Origin of the sequence: Nonomuraea sp. NPDC050790 (assembly GCF_044456745.1) — a bacterium.
Taxonomy (GTDB): Bacteria; Actinomycetota; Actinomycetes; order Streptosporangiales; family Streptosporangiaceae; genus Nonomuraea.
This window is the reverse complement of record NZ_JBITGF010000009.1, coordinates 302620-319231: the sequence shown is the minus strand read 5'-3', so window position 1 is coordinate 319231 and position 16612 is coordinate 302620. Positions and strand designations below refer to the sequence as shown.

The window sequence follows — 16612 nt, the reverse complement described above, 5'->3', positions numbered from 1 at the left end:
AGCCCTGTGTCAGAAATGGCTGATTACGGAGCGTACTCGGAAGGCGACCCGGGAAGTCGTCTCACATGCAGTTCGACGATGACGCGAAGCTCGACCCGTCCGAGATCGAGGACGTGCGAGCGACGGGCCCGAGGCAGGGCGGCGGCGGGGGGCGAATGCCGGCCGGATGCGCGTCGCTGCCGATCAGCGGCAAGGGCGGCGGCTGTCTTCTGCTCATCCTGGCGGTGGCCGCGCTGTTCGTGTTCAAGATCGTCCCATCCCCGTTCACCGGCGACCCCCAGCAGCAGCCGCCCCAAGGCGGACAGGCGCCGCCCGCGCCCGTCACGCCCAGCGGGAACCTGGCCGAGCGCTGCAAGACCGGCGCCGACGCCGACCAGTCGGAGGACTGCCGCATCGTCGGCATCGTCAACAGCATCCAGACTTACTGGAAGCAGGCCTTCGCCGCACGCGGCGGCAGCGCGTACACGCCGGCCAAGACGGTGCTCTTCTCCCGGGCCGTCAACACCGCCTGCGGCGCCGCCGACTCGGCCGTCGGCCCCTTCTACTGCCCCCGCGACCGCAAGGTCTATCTCGACCTCACGTTCTTCAACACCCTCCAGCGCGACTTCGGCGCCGAAGGCGGGCCCTTCGCCCAGGCGTACGTCATCGCCCACGAGTACGGTCACCACGTCCAGAACCTCCTGGGCACCATGAACCGGGTGGGCAACAGCCGCCAGGGCGCGACGAGCGGAGCCGTACGCCTGGAACTGCAGGCGGACTGCTACGCGGGAGTCTGGGCGAACAACGCCGTCAAGACGGGCTTCTACAGCGAGCCGTTCACCCAGGCCGACATCGACCAGGCGCTCAGCGCGGCCGCCGCGGTCGGCGACGACAGCATCCAGCGCAAGGTCCAGGGCCGGGTCACGCCCGACGCGTTCACCCACGGCACCTCGCAGCAACGCGAGAAGTGGTTCACGGTCGGCTACGAGACCGGCGACCCCAAGCGCTGCGACACGTTCACCGGAGCCATCTAGGGGCAGTTGCCCGGCATGGACTTCCGGGACAACGCCGAGTTAGACACCAGCCAGGTCGAGGACCGCGGCAGCGGCGGCGGTGGCGGATTCCGCGGTGGGCCGATCGCCATCGGCGGCGGCATCACCGGCATCATCGCGCTCATCGCGACCCTGCTGCTCACCAACATGGGCGGCGGCGACGAAGGCGGCGCACAGGACCCGGGCGGCAGCCTGTCGCAGCAGTGCCAGAGCGGCAAGGACGCCGAGCAGTCAGAGAAATGCCGCGTGGTCGGCGTCGTCAACAGCATCCAGGACTACTGGCGCCAGACCCTCCCGGACTACCGCACCGCCCGCACGGTCCTCTACTCCGGCGGAGTCAGTACGGCCTGCGGCGCCGCGTCCTCGGCCGTGGGCCCCTTCTACTGCCCGGCCGACCAGCGCGTCTACCTGGACCTGAGCTTCTTCGACGAGCTCCAGAGCAGGTTCGACGCCAAGGGCGGGCCGTTCAGCCAGGCGTACGTGATCGCCCACGAGTACGGTCACCACGTCCAGAACCTCAACGGCGCCCTGCGCGAGGGCTCTTCGGTCAAGACCGAACTCCAGGCCGACTGCTACGCCGGAGCCTGGGCCAAGAACGCCGTGGACACCGGCTTCTACGAGAAGGCGTTCACCGAGGCCGAGATCGCCGAGGCGCTGGACGCCGCCGCCGCGGTCGGCGACGACCGGATCCAGAGCAGGACCCAGGGCCGGGTCGACCCGGAATCGTTCACCCACGGCTCCTCCGAACAGCGTGTCGCCGCTTTCCGACAGGGCCACACCGCCGGTGATCCCGGCAAATGCGAGCCCTCCGACCTGGGCTGACGGCGGTGGAGAGCGCAAGAAATCGGATTCTCTCCTAAAATCAATGGGTGATCTTTAAGTTGGTCGGCGACGGACGCCCTTATCCCGAACATGGTCTGACACACCGCGAGTGGGCACAGATACCACCGCGGCAGGTCCGGCTCGACTCGCTGATCACCACGAAGGCCATGCTCGACCTGCACTCGCTGCTGGCCGCCGACTCCACGTTCTACGGCGACCTGTTCCCGCACGTGGTCCAGTGGCAGGGCGAGCTCTACCTGGAGGACGGCCTGCACCGCGCGCTCCGGGCGGCGCTGCACCAGCGCTCCATCCTGCACGCCAGGGTCCTCGAACTGCCCTCGGGCTGACGTTCAGCGACGGTAGTACGGCTTCGCCTTGACGCTGGCGTAGCGCTGCCAGAGGCCGCCGTTGTCCTCGAAGTCGTACCAGGCGTCCTCAAGGCGGTCGTCGACGACGTTGCAGGTGCTGCTGCGGGAGTGGCCGCGCTTGATCGGGCCCACGTAGACGGTGCCCTTGCCGACGTAGCGGCCGTTGACGTGCAGGCGGCAGGTGCCGCCCACCCAGGCGATGTCGCGGCGGGTGTTGTTGATCACCTTGATCTTGATGGCGCAGGCGGTCTTGCACCACCCGAAACTGATCTTCAGCCGGGCCCGCCCCGCGGCGGCCTGGGCCGGAGGGGTGGCCAGCGTCCCGGCCAGGGCAAGGCCGGTGACGAGCGCGAGCAGACGTTTCATGGGAGGCCCCCGGTAAAGAGTCCGTCAATTCCGGGCCATGATCATACGCTCACGAAAACACAGAAGAGCCGCCGACCCGAGGGTCGGCGGCTCCGTGTCACTGGCGGTGGTGGTGGGATTTGAACCCACGGATGAGTTGCCCCATCACACGCTTTCGAGGCGTGCGCCCTCGGCCACTAGGCGACACCACCGCGGACGAGCTTACCGGATCCGCCGAGTGGCGAAGAACTCCTTAAGCACCGCGGAACACTCCTCCGCGAGCACTCCCATGACGACCTCGGGCCGGTGGTTGAGGCGGCGGTCCCTGACGACGTCCCACAGGGAGCCCACGGCGCCGCCCTTCCGGTCCACCGCGCCGTAGACGATCCTGTCGACTCTGGCCAGCACCGCGGCGCCCGCGCACATGGTGCACGGTTCGAGGGTGACCACGAGGGTGCAGCCGGTCAGGCGCCAGGAGCCGCGTGCCTGGGCGGCCTGCCGTACGGCGAGGATCTCGGCGTGGGCGGTGGGGTCGGCGCTCGCCTCGCGGTCGTTGCCCGCGCGGGACAGGACCTCCCCCTCGGCGGAGACGATCACGGCGCCGACGGGGACCTCGCCGCGCGCCCCCGCCAGCCTGGCCTCTTCGAGGGCCAGGCGCATCGGGTCCGCGTAGGTCAACGCAGGCGGTCCAGCTCGTCGGCGAAGGCCAGGCGCTCGGCGATGACCGAGAGGATGTCGGCGGGCAGCACGCCCTCCTCCATGCTGAGCTCCAGGAGCTCCTCGGAGCTGACGCCGAGGTCGCTCAGCAGCTCGAAGTCGCCCGACGGCTTCACGCCGAGCCCGTTGGCCTCCTTGTCGGGCGCCACCCCGGCGAACTCGGCGAACAGCTCGCCGAGAGTGTCGGTCTGGACGGCGTGCGCGTCGGACAGGAAGACGCGCGGCTCCTCCTCGCCGGTGTAGCGCGCGATGGCGAACCACTCGTCCTCGACCTCGACGCACAGCAGCGCAAGCTCGTCGCCGACCAGTCCGAGACTCTCCTGTACGGCGTCGCCGAGATCGTCGACGATCTCCGCCTCGCTGAGGTCGACCTCGGCACCGCTCCAGCCGTCCTTGGTCCTGACGAAAGCCGCAGAGAAGGTGTTAGAGGCCATCCCGAACTCCCGTGAGTCAGCCGAAGACCGATTCGATGGCGCGCTCGAACGGCTCGGAGAACCCGAGTCGCCCGGCGATGCTGGACAGGACGTCCTCGGGCAGCAGGTCGATGTCGCCGGACAGGATGCCCAGCTCCATCTCGTCCAGACCGAGGTCGGCGAAGATCGACAGGTCTCCGGCGGGCAGCACCGTGTCCTCGTCCTGGAGGATCTCGTCGAGTTCGTCCTCGTCGGGGATGGGGACGTCGATGTACTCGAGGACCTGCTGGGCCAGCGGGAAGTCCCAGGAGGCGGCGATGTCGGACAGGAAGACATCGACCCGCTCTCCGAGAACGCGCAGCGCCACGAAGAACTCATCCCCCACGGCGACCAGGCCAATCGTGCCGCTCTCGCTCGGCTGCTGGCGCAAGGCGTGGATCAGGCCGTGCAGGTCGGAGGTGAGCCCGACGGGGAGTAGCTCGGCGTCCCAGCATCCGTCCTCGCGGTAGACCACGACGGCGAAATCAAGGGCGTCTTCGTCTGCCATCGTCCATCCACCCGATCCCTGACCTGACGGCCACTAGTAGGGCACCCAATCGTTCCAGACGTGCCTACCCGCCGTGGGGAGCTCCGACCAAATTGTGATCAAAACCAGTTCCGCGACGTGCCGGTACGTTCCACACAAGATAGCGTTGTCCCTTATGGAAACCCTCGTCGTCGATCATCCGCTGGTGGCGCACAAGCTCACCGCGCTGCGGGATGTCCGCACCGACTCACCGACGTTCCGCAGGCTCGCGGACGAGTTGGTGACGCTGCTCGCGTACGAGGCCACGCGTGACGTCCGGGTGACCGATGTCACGGTGCGCACGCCCGTCGCCGAGGCCCATGGGGTACGGCTGGCGCGGCCGTACCCGCTGGTGGTCCCGATCCTGCGCGCGGGGCTCGGCATGCTGGAGGGCATGACCAGGCTGCTGCCCACGGCCGAGGTCGGTTTCCTGGGCATGATCCGCAACGAGTCGACGCTCCAGGCGGAGACCTACGCCACCCGGCTGCCCGACGACCTGTCCGGCCGGCAGTGCTACGTCGTGGACCCGATGCTGGCCACCGGCGGCACGCTGGCGGCGGCGATCCAGTTCCTGTTCGACCGGGGCGCGGTCGACGTGACGGCCCTGTGCCTGCTGGCCGCCCCGGAGGGCCTGGCGCACATGGACAAGGTGTTCGCCGACTCCGGCAAGCCCATCCGCGTGGTCACGGCCGCGCTTGACGAGCGCCTGAACGAGAACGGCTACATCGTGCCCGGCCTCGGGGACGCGGGCGACCGTCTTTACGGCGTGGTCTGAGAACCTCTTTCCCTCTCCATAGACCTGCTCCTCGTTACATACTGTGTTGGTGTGGGTACGAAGAGTAAGGAAGCCGTCCCATTTTCCGGGATGCGGGCGTGAGGGAGCACGATGAACGATCGCACCGAAGCCGATCCGAGTCCGTACGCGGAAGTCGAGACGGCGCTGCGCGACGAGTTCGCCGGCGTCCACTCCGCGACCACGGTCACACGCTGCGTCGAAGCCGCCCATTACGGTGCGCTCGAAGTGACCGGCTACGCCCACGCGGGACTGGTCGAGCGGATCGCGCGCAAGCACCTTCACGTCCTGGCGCTCGTGGCCAGCGAGCGCGGCTAAGAAGATCACAACTAACCGGCGCAGTTGCGCTTTACCCCGGCTAGGTAGTGGGTAACGTATACGGCGGGTGTAGTGGGTAAGTGGTACGGAGGCGACAGTGCAGGTCAAAAAAGTCCTCACCTACGGTGGTATCGCGTTTGTCGCGTACTACCTGTTCGCGCGACCAGCGGATGCCGCTGACGCGGTCAGGGGTGCGTTCGACACGGTCTTCAACGCGGCCGACTCGCTGGCTCAATTCGTGAACAGCCTCGCATGAGACTTGTGACCCACGGGGACTCTGCTCCGTCGTCGGTCAACCGCTACCTACTCCCCCACGAACACCAGGTCATCATGGTACGGCGTCACCCAGCCGTGCTGCTCCGTCCGGTCGCCGAGGTCTTCGGCGGCCTGATCATCGCCGGGCTGCTGAGCAAGTTCTTCGGCGACAAGGGGGGCGGCACGGCCCTCGTCGTCGTCTGGTGGCTCTGGTTGCTGCTCTTGATCCGCTTTGTCTGGAAAGTCGCGGAGTGGTCGGTTGACTACTTTGTGGTGACTTCTAAGCGGATGTTGCTGACCACGGGTTTGATCACCCGTAAGGTCGCGATGATGCCGCTGCAGAAGGTCACGGACATGAGCTTCCAGCGGTCCCTGCTGGGGCGGATGCTCGGTTACGGGGAGTTCATCCTGGAGTCGGCCGGCCAGGACCAGGCCCTGTCCACCGTGGAGTACATTCCCTACCCCGAGACCCTGTATCTGGAGGTCTGCCAGATGCTTTTCCCCAGCAAGGACGAGGGGGACGATTAATCTCCCCGTAGGGAATTCTTCAGGCGGGGATACCCGATTCGGCTACTTCATGCAATCATTTGCGTGTTGTTGACCCTTCCCCGCCTTGAGAGATGAGATGCCGAGTCAGGGAACCATCGGTGACCGCGTCCGAGGACTGCGGCTGAACAGGCGGATGTCCCAGGCGCAGTTGGCCGGGCCCGACCTGTCGGACAGTTACGTCTCACTCATCGAGTCAGGCAAGCGCACGCCGACTCCTGTCGTGGCCCGCCTTCTCGCCGAACGGCTGGGCTGCACCACCGAATTCCTCCTGCACGGCATCGAGCCCAGGCAGCGTATCGACACCGAGCTCGGGCTGCGCCATGCCGAGCTTGAGCTGCAGCACGGCGACGCGGCCACGGCAGCCGAGCGCTTCACGGAGATCGTGAAGGCCGCGGACGAGGAAAACGCCATGCTCACCGCGCAGGCCCGCTTCGGCCGCGCGCGTGCGCTCGAAGCACAGGGCCGCCTCGGGCAGGCCGTCGAGGCGTTCGAACGGCTGCGCCGCGAGGCCGCCGCCCACCCCGAGCGCCTGGCCGACCTGCCGCTGACCGTGGCGCTGAGCCGCTGCTACCAGCGGGCCGGCGACCGGCTCAGGGCACGCGATCTGGCCGCGGGCGCGCTCGCGCAGGCGTCCAGGCTGGCGATCATGCAGGGTGAGCTCGCGGTGGACCTCGCCGCGGCGCTGATCGAGACGCAGGGGGAGGGCGACTCGGCGGCGATCACCTTCGTCAAGCAGGTCCTGGACGTGAGTGGTGTACCACGCGTTGTGGACCGTTCCGGAGAGATCCACGCACTGTGGCAGGCGAGCATCGCCGCGGCAGCGGGCGAGGACTCCGCTCTGGCGGTCCGCCTGGCCGACGACGCCATCATGGCCGGTCGCACCGGCCGGATCGGACGGCAGCTCGCCTTCACCGCCATGCGGTGGGCGAAGCTGGAGACGTCCCCGGTCGACGAGGCCGAGGTGCTGGCCGCCGCCGCCACGACCGTCTTCGCCGGGCTGCCCGGCACGGCGGCCGAGCACGGCGAGAGCCTGGTCGCCCACGCCCAGGTACGCCTGCGCGCCGGCGAGCCCGCCAAGGCCGGTGAGCTGGCCGGAGCCGCGATCGACCTGCTCAACGGCTCGCCGAGCAGGGCCGAGGCGCACCTGGTGATCGCCAAGGTCTCGATGGGCCTGGGCGCCGATGCCTTCCAGCACCTAGACGCCGCGCGCGACGTGCTCGCCGGGCTCGGCCGTCCGATGTACGGCTCCGACCGGCAGGCCGCGCGTTCCTGGCGCGAGCTCGGCGACCTCTACGGCGAGGCGAACGCCACCGGCCAGCAGACGGCGGCCTACCGCCGGGCGCTGGAGGCGGCAGGCGTACGCTCGTTCATGGCGGGGGTCACGGCCGACGCCCACATCACCCACGGCACCAGCTAGCCGCCTCCGCTGACCAGGGCCTTTCGGGTGGAGGCCCTGGTGATGGCACCTGCCCGGCAGGCTTAGACTTGCGCCTCTCAGGCAGGAATAATTAGGGTCTACCAGTCATTGACTCATAGGATGATTGGTTTCCCCGGAGGAGGCAGACTGTGAGTCTGCGTACGGCACAGCGGGCATCGCTCGTGGACCAGGTGATCGATCAGCTCAAGGAGCAGATCACGTCAGGGTCGTGGCCGTTGAACGGCAAGATCCCGACCGAGACCGTCCTGGCCGAGCAGCTCGGGGTCGGCCGCAACACGGTCAGGGAAGCCGTACGCGCGCTCACCCACGCCGGCCTGCTCGACTGCCGCCAGGGCGACGGCACCTACGTACGGGCCACCTCCGAGCTGTCCGGGGCCATGCTGCGCCGGCTGCGCCAGGCCGAGCAGTTGGAGATCCTCGAGGTCCGCCGGGCGCTGGAGGTCGAGTCGGCCCGTCTGGCCGCCACCCGGCGTACCGACGCCGACATCCTCAACATCGAGAGCCGCCTGGCCGAGCGCGACCGCGCCTGGGAGGCCGACGACCCCGACGCGTTCGTGGAGGCCGACCTGGCCTTCCACATGGCCGTCGCGCACGCCACCCACAACCTGGTGCTCATCGACCTGTACGAGGACTTCTCGGCCGCGCTGCGGGCCAGCATCACCGCGGCGGGCACCTCGCTCAACAAGAGCTACATCCCGCACGACGCGATCGCCCGCGCCATCGCCGCCGGCGACGCGGCCGCGGCTGAGCGGGCGGGGCACGCGTGCATGGAGCACATCCTCATCGCCCTCACCGACGAGAGCTGACCCTTCCTCCTTTCGCGTCACCCGTCCTCGTCAGTTTTTTCGTCACTCTTTTTCGTCACTCCAGGCTGCCTTCCTCGGCCACCACCAGGGCGTCGATCGCGGCGAAGAAGGCCGCGATCCCGGGGAGGTTGGCGCCCTTCTCCCGCGAGGCGGCGAAGTCGTCGGGTGAGCGCCACTCGACGATGTCGAGCCATTCGTCGCCGGGCAGGCGTACCAGGCGAGCGTTCAGGAACCCCGCCCGATCCTTCGCGAAGTCGGCCAGCATGGCGGGGCGCGCCGCCAGAAGTTCCTCGGCCTTGGCTGCCTTGAAACGGGTGAGTTCCACAGTCGTCATCCGCCTATTATAGTCATGATCAGTGACTAAACGGAGGTCGCCTTGCGGCGCAGCGAGTACAAGAAGGTGGACCCTGACCTGGGGATACTCGCCAGCCGGACGTTGTTCGCCTTCCAACGGGAGCTGTTCACCACCCTTGCCCAGCAGGGCCATCCCCGCCTTCGTCCCCGGCACGGGGCCGTGCTCGCCTACCTGGATGCCGAGGGGAGCCGCGCCACCGACCTGTCCGCGCAGTCCGGGCAGCACAAGCAGGTCATCGGGACGTTGGTGGATGAGTTGGTGGAACTTGGATACGTGGAACGCCGCCCCGACCCCAAGGACCGCCGCGCCAAGCTGATCGTGCCTACCGAGTTGGGGCTGGACCAGATGGCCAGGAGTGACGCGGTCGTACAGGAGATCGAGCGGCGGCATGCCGCGACGGTCGGGGAGGCCGAGTGGGCGGCCTTCAAACGCGTGTTCCGCGAGATCACCACCTGAACCGGCGGCGATCCACGGTTTGATCTCGCGATCCCACGATCCCGCGCGTCATGATCCCGCGCGTCGTGACCCCTGTCCCCATCCCGCGGTTGGTGATCCCGCGGTCAACGCGCCCGCATACGGCCGAGAGCGCTCAAACGCCCTTGAGAACACGATCAAGTGCCGCGCGGCCGGCGGGTCCCCAGTGGGGCTTGCCGCCGGGAAGGCCCTGATCTCCGTTCTGCCCCATGAGCATCAGGAAGAGGCACTTCAGGGCGGCCAGTCCGCGGGCACGCCGGATCGCCGCTTCGTCCGCATGCGCGTACGTCTCGAAGAACCGTGCGGCCATGCCATCGGGCAGCAGGACCCATGCGGCGGCGAGGTCCCAGGCCGGATCGCCGACGAATACGTCGCCGAAGTCGACGATGCCGCAGAGCGTCCCGTCCGAGACGACGACGTTGGCCGGATGGAGATCGCCGTGCACCCACACCGGCGGCCCCTCCCACCCGGCGGCCGCGACGGCGTCGTCCCAGACATGCCGGACATCGGCGGCATCCTCCGGCGACACAGCCTCCAGGAACCTCTCGAAGCCGCCCGTGCAGTCCCGGGGGTGAGTACCGCGGTCCGTAGCCGTCGGCGCGTCGGCCGGCGCCTCCACGTGAAGCGCCCGCAGAAACCCCGCCAGCACGTCGGCCGCATGGTCGCCGCGACTGATCGCCCCATGATCCAGCGGCTCCCCGGGAACCCACGTCATCACGGTCCAGTGCTTGGGAAACCGCTCGGACGGTTCACCGAACCGCACCGGGGTCGGCACCGGAAGCGGCAGCCGTGGAGCCAGCACGGGCAGCCACCGCCGTTCCTTGAGCTGAAGTTCGGGGGTGGGATCCATGCGCTGCATCCGCACGGCCAACTCGTCCCCGAGCCGCCACATCTGATTACCCCAACCGCCCGCCACCTCGCGGATGGACAGGTCCGCGAGATCTGGATGTTGCTCCAGCAGCAAGTCACGGACCAGGTCTGCGGTGATTTCGCGCTCAGTGTCGGTCATGCGGATCCACAATACTGGTCAAGGTGGGCCGTTGCGGTGGGGCATTTGTCCGGCGTGAGAAGCGATCCCCACGATCGGCGCCCGCGCACGGCGGCGGGTGGCGTGGGGGTGGCTTGCCGTAACGGATGGGGGTGGGGGTTGGGACGAAAGGTCAGCCTTGGCGGAGGGACATCACCAGGTAGCGGAAGGATGGGTCGGCGTCGCCGGGGACGTCTTGGATGAGGGCGGGGCGGGTGGAGGATTCCATGTTGATGCGGGCCAGTTCTGTCTGGACGCCGGTTAGGCCGTCCAGGAGGAAGTGGGACTGGAAGGCCATCTGGATCTCGTCGCCGGTCAGGTCGCAGTCCACGATCTCGGTGCCTCTTCCGATGTCGCCGCCGCCTGCCTGGATCAGGACCTGGTTCTTGCTGAACGTCAGTCTGATCGCCGTGTTGCGCTCGGCTACCAGGGCCACCCGCTTGATGGCCTCTATGAAGGGGGTCACTCTGATGTCGGCTCGGATGGACCAATCTGCCGTGAGCCGGGTGCGGTAGTCGATGAACTGCTCGTCCAGCAGGCGTACCGTGGTGCTTCTGCCCACGCTCTCGAACCCGGCCACGCCGTCGCCCATCGCGATCAGTACCTCGCCGCCGCGCAACGACTTGGCCACCTCGACCAGCACCCTTGCGGGCACCATCGCCGATACCGCTACGTCGGGGCCGGCGGGGCGCCAGGTGAAGTCCCGGGCGGCTATTCGGTAGCGGTCGGTTGCCGCCATCGCTACGTTTTCGCCCTCTATGTCTACTCGGATGCCGGTGAGCATGGGCAGCGTGTCGTCTCGGCTGGAGGCGGGCGCGACCTGGGTCACGGCCTCGGCGAACACTCCTCCGCCGATCGCGCCGATGCCCGGCGGCATCGTGGGCAGGGTCGGGAAGTCGTCGACCGGCATCGTGATGAGGCCGAACTCGGCGCTGCCGCAGGTCAGGATGGCTTCGGCGCCCTCGGTCACGACCTGGACGTCCTCGGCGGGCAGGCTGCGGCTGATCTCGGCCAGCAGGCGGCCGGGGATGAGCACCTTGCCGGGCTCGGCCACGTCGGCCTCGATCCTGGCCTGCGCGGAGACGTCGTAGTCGAACGCCGCCAGGCTCAGGTCGTCGCCCGCCTCGATCAGCAGCCCGGACAGGACGGGGACGACAGGCCGACTGGGCAACACCCTGGCCGCCCACGCCACCGCGTCCGCCAGCACATCACGGCTAACCCGGAATTTCACCTGATCTACCCTTTCGTGTCACCTGCCTCCTATGAAAGGTATCCGGTACCACCGACAAACCCCTCCCCCTCCTGCAGTTGTACGGCGGAGCCCACGGCAACCAGGTACCCCACAAACCTCCGGAAACCGGTACGGACAAGCAGCTCCGGCAACGTTGGAGCCAGCGGCAGCGGAGCAGCGGCGCGGGAGAAAGCGGCGTGGAGGTCGGCCGGCGCGGTGTCCGTGTGGAGGTGGGGCGGAGGCCGGAGGGCCGGCAGGGGGTCAGCGAGGGCGGCGCGCCGTCGGGGCAGCGTGTGTGAACCAGCGCGGAGGGGTGAGCGGGTGCGCAGCGGGGCGGGGCGGTAGGTGTGAAGTGGGGGTTAGCGGCTGTTCAGGTAGGCGAGGACGGCCAGAACGCGGCGATTGTCGTCGTCCGATGGTGCGAGGTCGAGCTTGGCGAAGATGTTGGCCGTGTGCTTGGCCACTGCGCTCTCGCTCAGGTAAAGGCGCTGCGCTATGGCCGCGTTCGACCGGCCCTCGGCCATCACCTCCAGCACCTCCCGCTCTCGAGGCGTAAGACCCGCCAGCGGCTCGTTGCGCGCGTTGCTGGCCAGCAGCTTCGAGATGACCTCCGGGTCCATGGCGGTGCCGCCCGCCGCCACCCTGCGCACCGCGTCCACGAACTGGTCGGCGTTGAAGACCCGGTCCTTCAGCAGGTACCCGATGCCGCCCGAGCCGTCGGCCAGCAGTTCGCGGGCGTAGAGCTGCTCGACGTGCTGGGACAGCACCAGCACGGGCAGGCCGGGGATCTTGCGGCGCGCCTCCAGTGAGGCCTTGAGGCCCTCGTCGGTGAGGGTGGGCGGGAGCCGTACGTCCACGACGGAGACGTCGGGCCGCAGCTCGACCAGGGCCTTCAGCAGCTCGGGACCGGTCTCCACGGCGCCCACGACCGTGAAGCCGTGCGCCTGCAGCAGGCGGACCAGGCCGTCGCGCAGCAGGTACAGGTCTTCGGCAATGAGGACGCGGTTCAGCATCGGTTGAACAATAGGCGCGGAGGAACCGATGTGGCGAACCGGCCCTTCTGGGAATGGGCGGCGGGGATCAGGACGGCCGCCACGTACATGCTGCCGCCGACCAGCATCATCAGGGCGATGACCGGCCACTGCCAGGGTTCGTCGAGGTAGAGGGCGAGGAACCAGGCCTTCTCGTCGATGGAGAAGATCTTGAAGATCGCCGCCACCACTCCCTGCGGGAAGAACGGGCACCACGCGGTCAGCCACAGGAAGACGACCACGCCGGTCTTCCACAGCGGCATCTTGGGCAGCGCGCCGCTCGTCCACTTCTCCGGCAGCGAGCGCGGCAGCTCCATGGTGACGGTCGTGGGGCCGCCGGGCGGGCTGTGCAGGGCGAGCACGCCGTCGAAGGCGGCCAGCCTGCGTTCGATCCCGGCCAGCCCGCTGCCCTTGGCGGGGTCGGCGCCGCCGAGGCCGTCGTCCTCGACGGTGATGCGCAGGTCGCCGTCGTGCTGGCTGATGTCGACGCGGGCGTGCTCGGCCTGGCCGTGGCGGGCGGCGTTCGACAGCAGCTCGCTCACCGCGAAGTACGCCGCCGCCTCCACGGGCGCCTCGGGCCGCTGCGGCAGGTCCACCTCGACCTCGACACGCAGCGGACTGTCCATCGCCATCGCCCGTACGGCGTCGCCGATCCCCCGCTCCGCCAGCACGGGCGGATGGATGCCGCGCACCACGCGCCGCAGCTCGGTCAGCGTGTCGGCGGAGGCGTCGCGGGCCTTGGCCAGCAGGGCCTTGGCGGCGTTCGGGTCCTTCTCCAGGAGTTCCTCGACGGCGCCGAGCGTCATGCCGAGCGCCACGAGCCTGGCCTGGGTGCCGTCGTGCAGGTCGCGCTCGATCCTGCGCATCTCGGCCGCCTGGGTGTCGTTGGCCAGGTTCCGCACCCGGTCCAGGTGGCGTACCCGGAGCGCCAGCATGCTCGCCGCCGTGGGCGAGAGCAGGACGCGCGCCCACAGGGCGTACACGCGGACCCCGACGCGCGGCAGGAAGATGAGCAGCGGCGCGAGCACGAGCTTGACGACCGGGTCCCAGAGCAGCCACAGCGAGTCCCGCCAGGTGGCGATGTCGCCGATCAGCCACTTCCAGCGGTTGCTCCAGTCGGGGATGCGCGGGGTCTTGTAGAGCGTGCGGTCGTGGCGGTACCAGCCGTCCGGCTGACGCTGCGCGGGCGGCGGCTTGGGCAGGTACGGCGAGGCGATCTCCACCCCGGCCCACTCCCGTGCCCAGCGCCTGGTCAGCTCGGCCGCCCGCCTGATCATCATGACCTGCGGGGGAAAGAGGAAGACCATGCCGAACGCGAAGGCGAGCGTGAGCATCGGGACCGCGACCAGCAGTATGCCGACCTCGACGAACGCCGTCGCGAGCAGGAGCAGCGCGCGACCGGATCTCATGTCCTCAGTGTGCCGGAACGCGCCGAATCAGACACTGCATCTAAGTACACCCTTGCTTGGGAGCTAGCGCGATTCCGCCGCGGACCGGCCGTTCCTAGCGTCTGTGGCATGGATCTGATCGAAGTCACCAACCTCCGCAAGACCTACAAGGATCATGTGGCCGTCGAGGACGTCTCGTTCTCCGTCGAGGAGGGCGAGATCTTCGGCATCCTCGGGCCGAACGGAGCCGGCAAGACCACCACCGTCGAGTGCGTCTCCGGCCTGCGCCGCCGCGACGGCGGCCAGGTCAGCGTGGCCGGGATCGACCCCGGCCGCGACCGGGACCGGCTGCGCCGCATCCTCGGCGCCCAGTTGCAGAGCTCCCAGCTACCCGACCAGATCAAGGTCTGGGAGGCCATGGACCTGTACGCCTCCTTCTACCCCGACCCGGCCGACTGGCGCGAACTGCTCGACCTGGTCGGCCTGACCGCCAAGCGCGACGCCCGGTTCGCCAAGCTCTCCGGCGGCCAGCGGCAGCGGCTGTCGGTGGCGCTGGCGCTGGTGGGCCGGCCGCGCGTGGCCGTACTGGACGAGCTGACCACCGGGCTCGACCCGCAGGCGCGGCGGGACGTGTGGGAGCTCGTGGAGCGCATCCGCGCGGACGGCGTCACGATCCTGCTGGTCACGCACTTCATGGAGGAGGCCGAGCGGCTCTGCGACCGCGTCGCGCTCATCGACGGCGGCAAGGTGGCCGCCGTGGACACCCCCGCCGGGCTGGTCGCGGCCGTGGACGGGGACCAGGAGGTCAGCTTCCGCCCCTCCTCCCCCGTGGACGAGGCCGTCCTGCTCGCCCTGCCCGAGGTGCGCGCGGTCGAGCGCAGCGGTGTCCGCCTCGTCGTCACCGGCTCGGGCAACCTCGCGCCCGCGGTCACGCTCGCGCTGGCAGAACACCGGATCGTCCCCAACGACCTGCGCATCGAGCAGGCCAGCCTGGACGACGCCTTCCTCGCCATCACCGGAAAGAAGCTGATCTCATGAAGAAGATCCTCGCCGTCGAGACCAAGCTCCAACTGCGCGAATGGCCCGGCATCGCCTTCACCATCGCGCTCCCGCTGGCGCTGCTGCTCGTCCTCGGCAGCATGCCGGGCTTCTCCGAGCGCAAGCCCGAACTGGGCGGCCAGTCGCTCAACGAGACCCAGATGCCGGCCATGATGACGATGCTGGCCCTGCTCACGCTGGCCTTCACCGTCCTGCCGACGACCCTCACGGCCTACCGCGAGCGCGGCGTGCTGCGCAGGATGTCGACCACGCCCGTGCACCCCGCGCGGGTGCTGGCCGCGCAGCTCGTCATCAACGTCGCGATCGCCGTCCTGTCCAGCGTGGTCCTCATCGTCAGCGCCCATCTCGTGCTCGGCACCGTCCCGCCGCGCGCGCCCCTCACCTTCGCCCTCGTCTATCTCCTCGGTACGGCCGCGCTCATGGCCATGGGCCTGGTGGTGGCGGCGAGCCTGACCAACAGCAAGGTGGCGGCGCCGGTCGGGTCGGTCATCATGTTCCCGCTCATGTTCGTCGCGGGCATGTGGATCCCGCGCGAGCTGATGTCACCGGTCCTGCGCACGATCGGCGACTTCTCGGTGGCCGGGCCCTTCGCCCAGGCACTGCGCGACGCCTGGGCGGGCAACGCGCCCCAGCTTCCGCACCTGGCCGTCATGGCCGGTGGGCTGCTGGTGTTCGGCGGGCTGGCCGTGCGCCTGTTCCGGTGGGAGTGAGCTTGCTACCCCCAGACCGGGCGGGCGCCGCGCACGCCGGACAGGATCGAGTACAGCGACGAGGTGGCGGTGACGAACAGGCGGTTGCGCTTGGGGCCGCCGAAGACCAGGTTCGCCACCTGCTCGGGGAACTTGAGGCGGCCCAGCAGGGTGCCGTCGGGGTGGTAGCAGTTGACCGCCTTGCCGCAGGCCGCCCAGATCCGGCCGGTGTCGTCCAGGCGCAGGCCGTCGAAGCTGCCGTGCTCGGTGTCGGCGAAGACCTTCCCGCCGGACAGGCGGCCGTCGTCGTGCACGTCGAACACGCGGATGTGGTTGGCCTGGGTGTCGGCGATGTAGAGCTGCTTCTCGTCGGTGGAGAACGCCAGGCCGTTGGGACGCTCGAAGTCGCCGGCCACCTGGCGTACCTCGGCGGTGCCCGGGTCGACGCGGTAGACGTGGCAGCCGTCGATCTCGGGGTCGGCCCGGTGGCCCTCGTAGTCGCTGGCGATGCCGTACGACGGGTCGGTGAACCAGATGGACCCGTCGGAGCGCACGACCACGTCGTTGGGGCTGTTGAGGCGCTTGCCCTTCCACCGGTCGGCGAGCACGGTGACGCGGCCGTCGGCCTCGGTGCGGGTGACCCGGCGGGTGCCCTGCTCGCAGGAGATCAGCCGGCCGACCCGGTCGAGGGTGTTGCCGTTGACGTAGTCGGCGGGCTGGCGGAAGGGGCCGACGTGGCCGGTCATCTCGTCCCAGCGCAGCATGCGGTCGTTGGGGATGTCGCTCCACACCAGGAAGCGTCCGGCGGGGAAGTAGACCGGGCCCTCGGCCCAGCGGGCGCCGGTGTGGAGCACCTCCGTCCACAGGTCGCCGCGGATCTCGGCGGCGCGCGGGTCGAACGGCTCGAACTCGGTGGGAATCGTGGTCGTCATAGCAGA

22 protein-coding genes and 1 tRNA gene are annotated in these 16612 nt (G+C 69.0%); 12 read left to right on the top strand and 11 right to left on the bottom strand.

Going from position 1 to position 16612, the window contains the following annotated elements; genetic code table 11:
- The first annotated feature begins 65 nt into the window (after positions 1-65).
- Genes ACIBEJ_RS40305 through ACIBEJ_RS40295 form a run of 3 tightly spaced genes read left to right on the top strand, consistent with a single transcriptional unit; the run spans position 66 to position 2200 of the window.
- Positions 66-1013, top strand: coding sequence for a neutral zinc metallopeptidase (locus ACIBEJ_RS40305; RefSeq protein WP_397188217.1), 948 nt, complete (start codon positions 66-68; stop codon positions 1011-1013).
- Positions 1014-1028: 15 nt separating this feature from the next.
- A complete protein-coding gene (locus ACIBEJ_RS40300) occupies positions 1029-1853 on the top strand; it encodes a neutral zinc metallopeptidase (RefSeq protein ID WP_397188216.1) in 825 nt (274 codons plus the stop codon).
- A 47-nt stretch (positions 1854-1900) separates the two neighbouring features.
- Positions 1901-2200: a type II toxin-antitoxin system VapB family antitoxin gene (locus ACIBEJ_RS40295; protein ID WP_397188215.1), complete on the top strand. Its 300-nt coding sequence runs from the start codon at positions 1901-1903 to the stop codon at positions 2198-2200.
- A 3-nt stretch (positions 2201-2203) separates the two neighbouring features.
- Here ACIBEJ_RS40295 and ACIBEJ_RS40290 read toward each other — a convergent pair whose 3' ends face one another.
- The 5 genes from ACIBEJ_RS40290 to ACIBEJ_RS40270 all read right to left on the bottom strand — a co-directional run bounded on the left by ACIBEJ_RS40290 (position 2204) and on the right by ACIBEJ_RS40270 (position 4243).
- Complete coding sequence (locus ACIBEJ_RS40290; protein WP_397188214.1) at positions 2204-2587, bottom strand: hypothetical protein; 384 nt, start codon at positions 2585-2587, stop codon at positions 2204-2206.
- Between the two features lie 101 nt (positions 2588-2688).
- Positions 2689-2778 (bottom strand) — tRNA-Ser (locus ACIBEJ_RS40285).
- 10 nt (positions 2779-2788) lie between these two features.
- On the bottom strand, positions 2789-3226 hold the full coding sequence (gene tadA / locus ACIBEJ_RS40280) for a tRNA adenosine(34) deaminase TadA (RefSeq protein ID WP_397188311.1): 438 nt from the start codon (positions 3224-3226) through the stop codon (positions 2789-2791).
- Between the two features lie 14 nt (positions 3227-3240).
- Complete coding sequence (locus ACIBEJ_RS40275; RefSeq protein ID WP_397188213.1) at positions 3241-3717, bottom strand: tRNA adenosine deaminase-associated protein; 477 nt, start codon at positions 3715-3717, stop codon at positions 3241-3243.
- Positions 3718-3733: 16 nt separating this feature from the next.
- The gene (locus ACIBEJ_RS40270) at positions 3734-4243 is read right to left on the bottom strand and encodes a tRNA adenosine deaminase-associated protein (RefSeq protein WP_397188212.1); all 510 of its coding nucleotides are present in this window, start codon (positions 4241-4243) and stop codon (positions 3734-3736) included.
- 154 nt (positions 4244-4397) lie between these two features.
- On the opposite strand from ACIBEJ_RS40270, the gene upp reads away from it, so the two are divergent.
- The 6 genes from upp (at position 4398) to ACIBEJ_RS40240 (ending at position 8420) form a co-directional block, all read left to right on the top strand.
- On the top strand, positions 4398-5036 hold the full coding sequence (upp, locus tag ACIBEJ_RS40265) for a uracil phosphoribosyltransferase (protein WP_397188211.1): 639 nt from the start codon (positions 4398-4400) through the stop codon (positions 5034-5036).
- A gap of 111 nt (positions 5037-5147) precedes the next feature.
- Positions 5148-5372 carry a hypothetical protein gene (locus tag ACIBEJ_RS40260; protein WP_397188210.1) on the top strand — a complete coding sequence of 75 codons (225 nt, stop codon included), beginning with the start codon at positions 5148-5150 and terminating at the stop codon, positions 5370-5372.
- A 97-nt stretch (positions 5373-5469) separates the two neighbouring features.
- Entirely contained in the window at positions 5470-5628 is a 159-nt protein-coding gene (locus ACIBEJ_RS40255; protein WP_165977494.1) for a hypothetical protein, read from the top strand.
- Positions 5625-6155: a PH domain-containing protein gene (locus tag ACIBEJ_RS40250; RefSeq protein WP_214318985.1), complete on the top strand. Its 531-nt coding sequence runs from the start codon at positions 5625-5627 to the stop codon at positions 6153-6155. Before ACIBEJ_RS40255 ends, ACIBEJ_RS40250 begins: the two co-directional genes overlap by 4 nt.
- 97 nt (positions 6156-6252) lie before the next feature.
- Positions 6253-7593: a helix-turn-helix domain-containing protein gene (locus ACIBEJ_RS40245; RefSeq protein ID WP_397188209.1), complete on the top strand. Its 1341-nt coding sequence runs from the start codon at positions 6253-6255 to the stop codon at positions 7591-7593.
- Positions 7594-7742: 149 nt separating this feature from the next.
- On the top strand, positions 7743-8420 hold the full coding sequence (locus ACIBEJ_RS40240) for a FadR/GntR family transcriptional regulator (protein WP_184959174.1): 678 nt from the start codon (positions 7743-7745) through the stop codon (positions 8418-8420).
- A gap of 55 nt (positions 8421-8475) precedes the next feature.
- On the opposite strand, the gene ACIBEJ_RS40235 is transcribed toward ACIBEJ_RS40240, so the two are convergent.
- A complete protein-coding gene (locus ACIBEJ_RS40235) occupies positions 8476-8754 on the bottom strand; it encodes a hypothetical protein (RefSeq protein WP_397188208.1) in 279 nt (92 codons plus the stop codon).
- Positions 8755-8796: 42 nt separating this feature from the next.
- On the opposite strand from ACIBEJ_RS40235, the gene ACIBEJ_RS40230 reads away from it, so the two are divergent.
- Positions 8797-9231 carry a MarR family winged helix-turn-helix transcriptional regulator gene (locus tag ACIBEJ_RS40230; protein ID WP_397188207.1) on the top strand — a complete coding sequence of 145 codons (435 nt, stop codon included), beginning with the start codon at positions 8797-8799 and terminating at the stop codon, positions 9229-9231.
- A 133-nt stretch (positions 9232-9364) separates the two neighbouring features.
- On the opposite strand, the gene ACIBEJ_RS40225 is transcribed toward ACIBEJ_RS40230, so the two are convergent.
- The 4 genes from ACIBEJ_RS40225 to ACIBEJ_RS40210 form a co-directional block, all read right to left on the bottom strand.
- Positions 9365-10258 (bottom strand): aminoglycoside phosphotransferase family protein, encoded by an 894-nt coding sequence (locus tag ACIBEJ_RS40225; RefSeq protein ID WP_397188206.1) that lies wholly within the window; start codon positions 10256-10258, stop codon positions 9365-9367.
- A 151-nt stretch (positions 10259-10409) separates the two neighbouring features.
- Positions 10410-11507 (bottom strand): DNA polymerase III subunit beta, encoded by a 1098-nt coding sequence (dnaN, locus tag ACIBEJ_RS40220; RefSeq protein ID WP_397188205.1) that lies wholly within the window; start codon positions 11505-11507, stop codon positions 10410-10412.
- A 359-nt stretch (positions 11508-11866) separates the two neighbouring features.
- On the bottom strand, positions 11867-12520 hold the full coding sequence (locus ACIBEJ_RS40215) for a LuxR C-terminal-related transcriptional regulator (RefSeq protein ID WP_397188204.1): 654 nt from the start codon (positions 12518-12520) through the stop codon (positions 11867-11869).
- Positions 12514-13947: a sensor histidine kinase gene (locus ACIBEJ_RS40210; protein ID WP_397188203.1), complete on the bottom strand. Its 1434-nt coding sequence runs from the start codon at positions 13945-13947 to the stop codon at positions 12514-12516. The genes ACIBEJ_RS40215 and ACIBEJ_RS40210 overlap by 7 nt, the downstream gene beginning before the upstream one ends.
- Before the next feature lie 108 nt (positions 13948-14055).
- On the opposite strand from ACIBEJ_RS40210, the gene ACIBEJ_RS40205 reads away from it, so the two are divergent.
- Together ACIBEJ_RS40205 and ACIBEJ_RS40200 are read left to right on the top strand one after the other, a co-directional pair.
- Positions 14056-14964 carry an ABC transporter ATP-binding protein gene (locus ACIBEJ_RS40205; protein ID WP_397188202.1) on the top strand — a complete coding sequence of 303 codons (909 nt, stop codon included), beginning with the start codon at positions 14056-14058 and terminating at the stop codon, positions 14962-14964.
- The gene (locus ACIBEJ_RS40200) at positions 14961-15695 is read left to right on the top strand and encodes an ABC transporter permease (protein WP_397188201.1); all 735 of its coding nucleotides are present in this window, start codon (positions 14961-14963) and stop codon (positions 15693-15695) included. Before ACIBEJ_RS40205 ends, ACIBEJ_RS40200 begins: the two co-directional genes overlap by 4 nt.
- Positions 15696-15700: 5 nt before the next feature.
- Here the strand turns inward: ACIBEJ_RS40200 and ACIBEJ_RS40195 are convergent, their stop codons facing one another.
- Complete coding sequence (locus ACIBEJ_RS40195) at positions 15701-16606, bottom strand: SMP-30/gluconolactonase/LRE family protein (RefSeq protein ID WP_397188200.1); 906 nt, start codon at positions 16604-16606, stop codon at positions 15701-15703.
- Positions 16607-16612 lie beyond the last annotated feature (6 nt).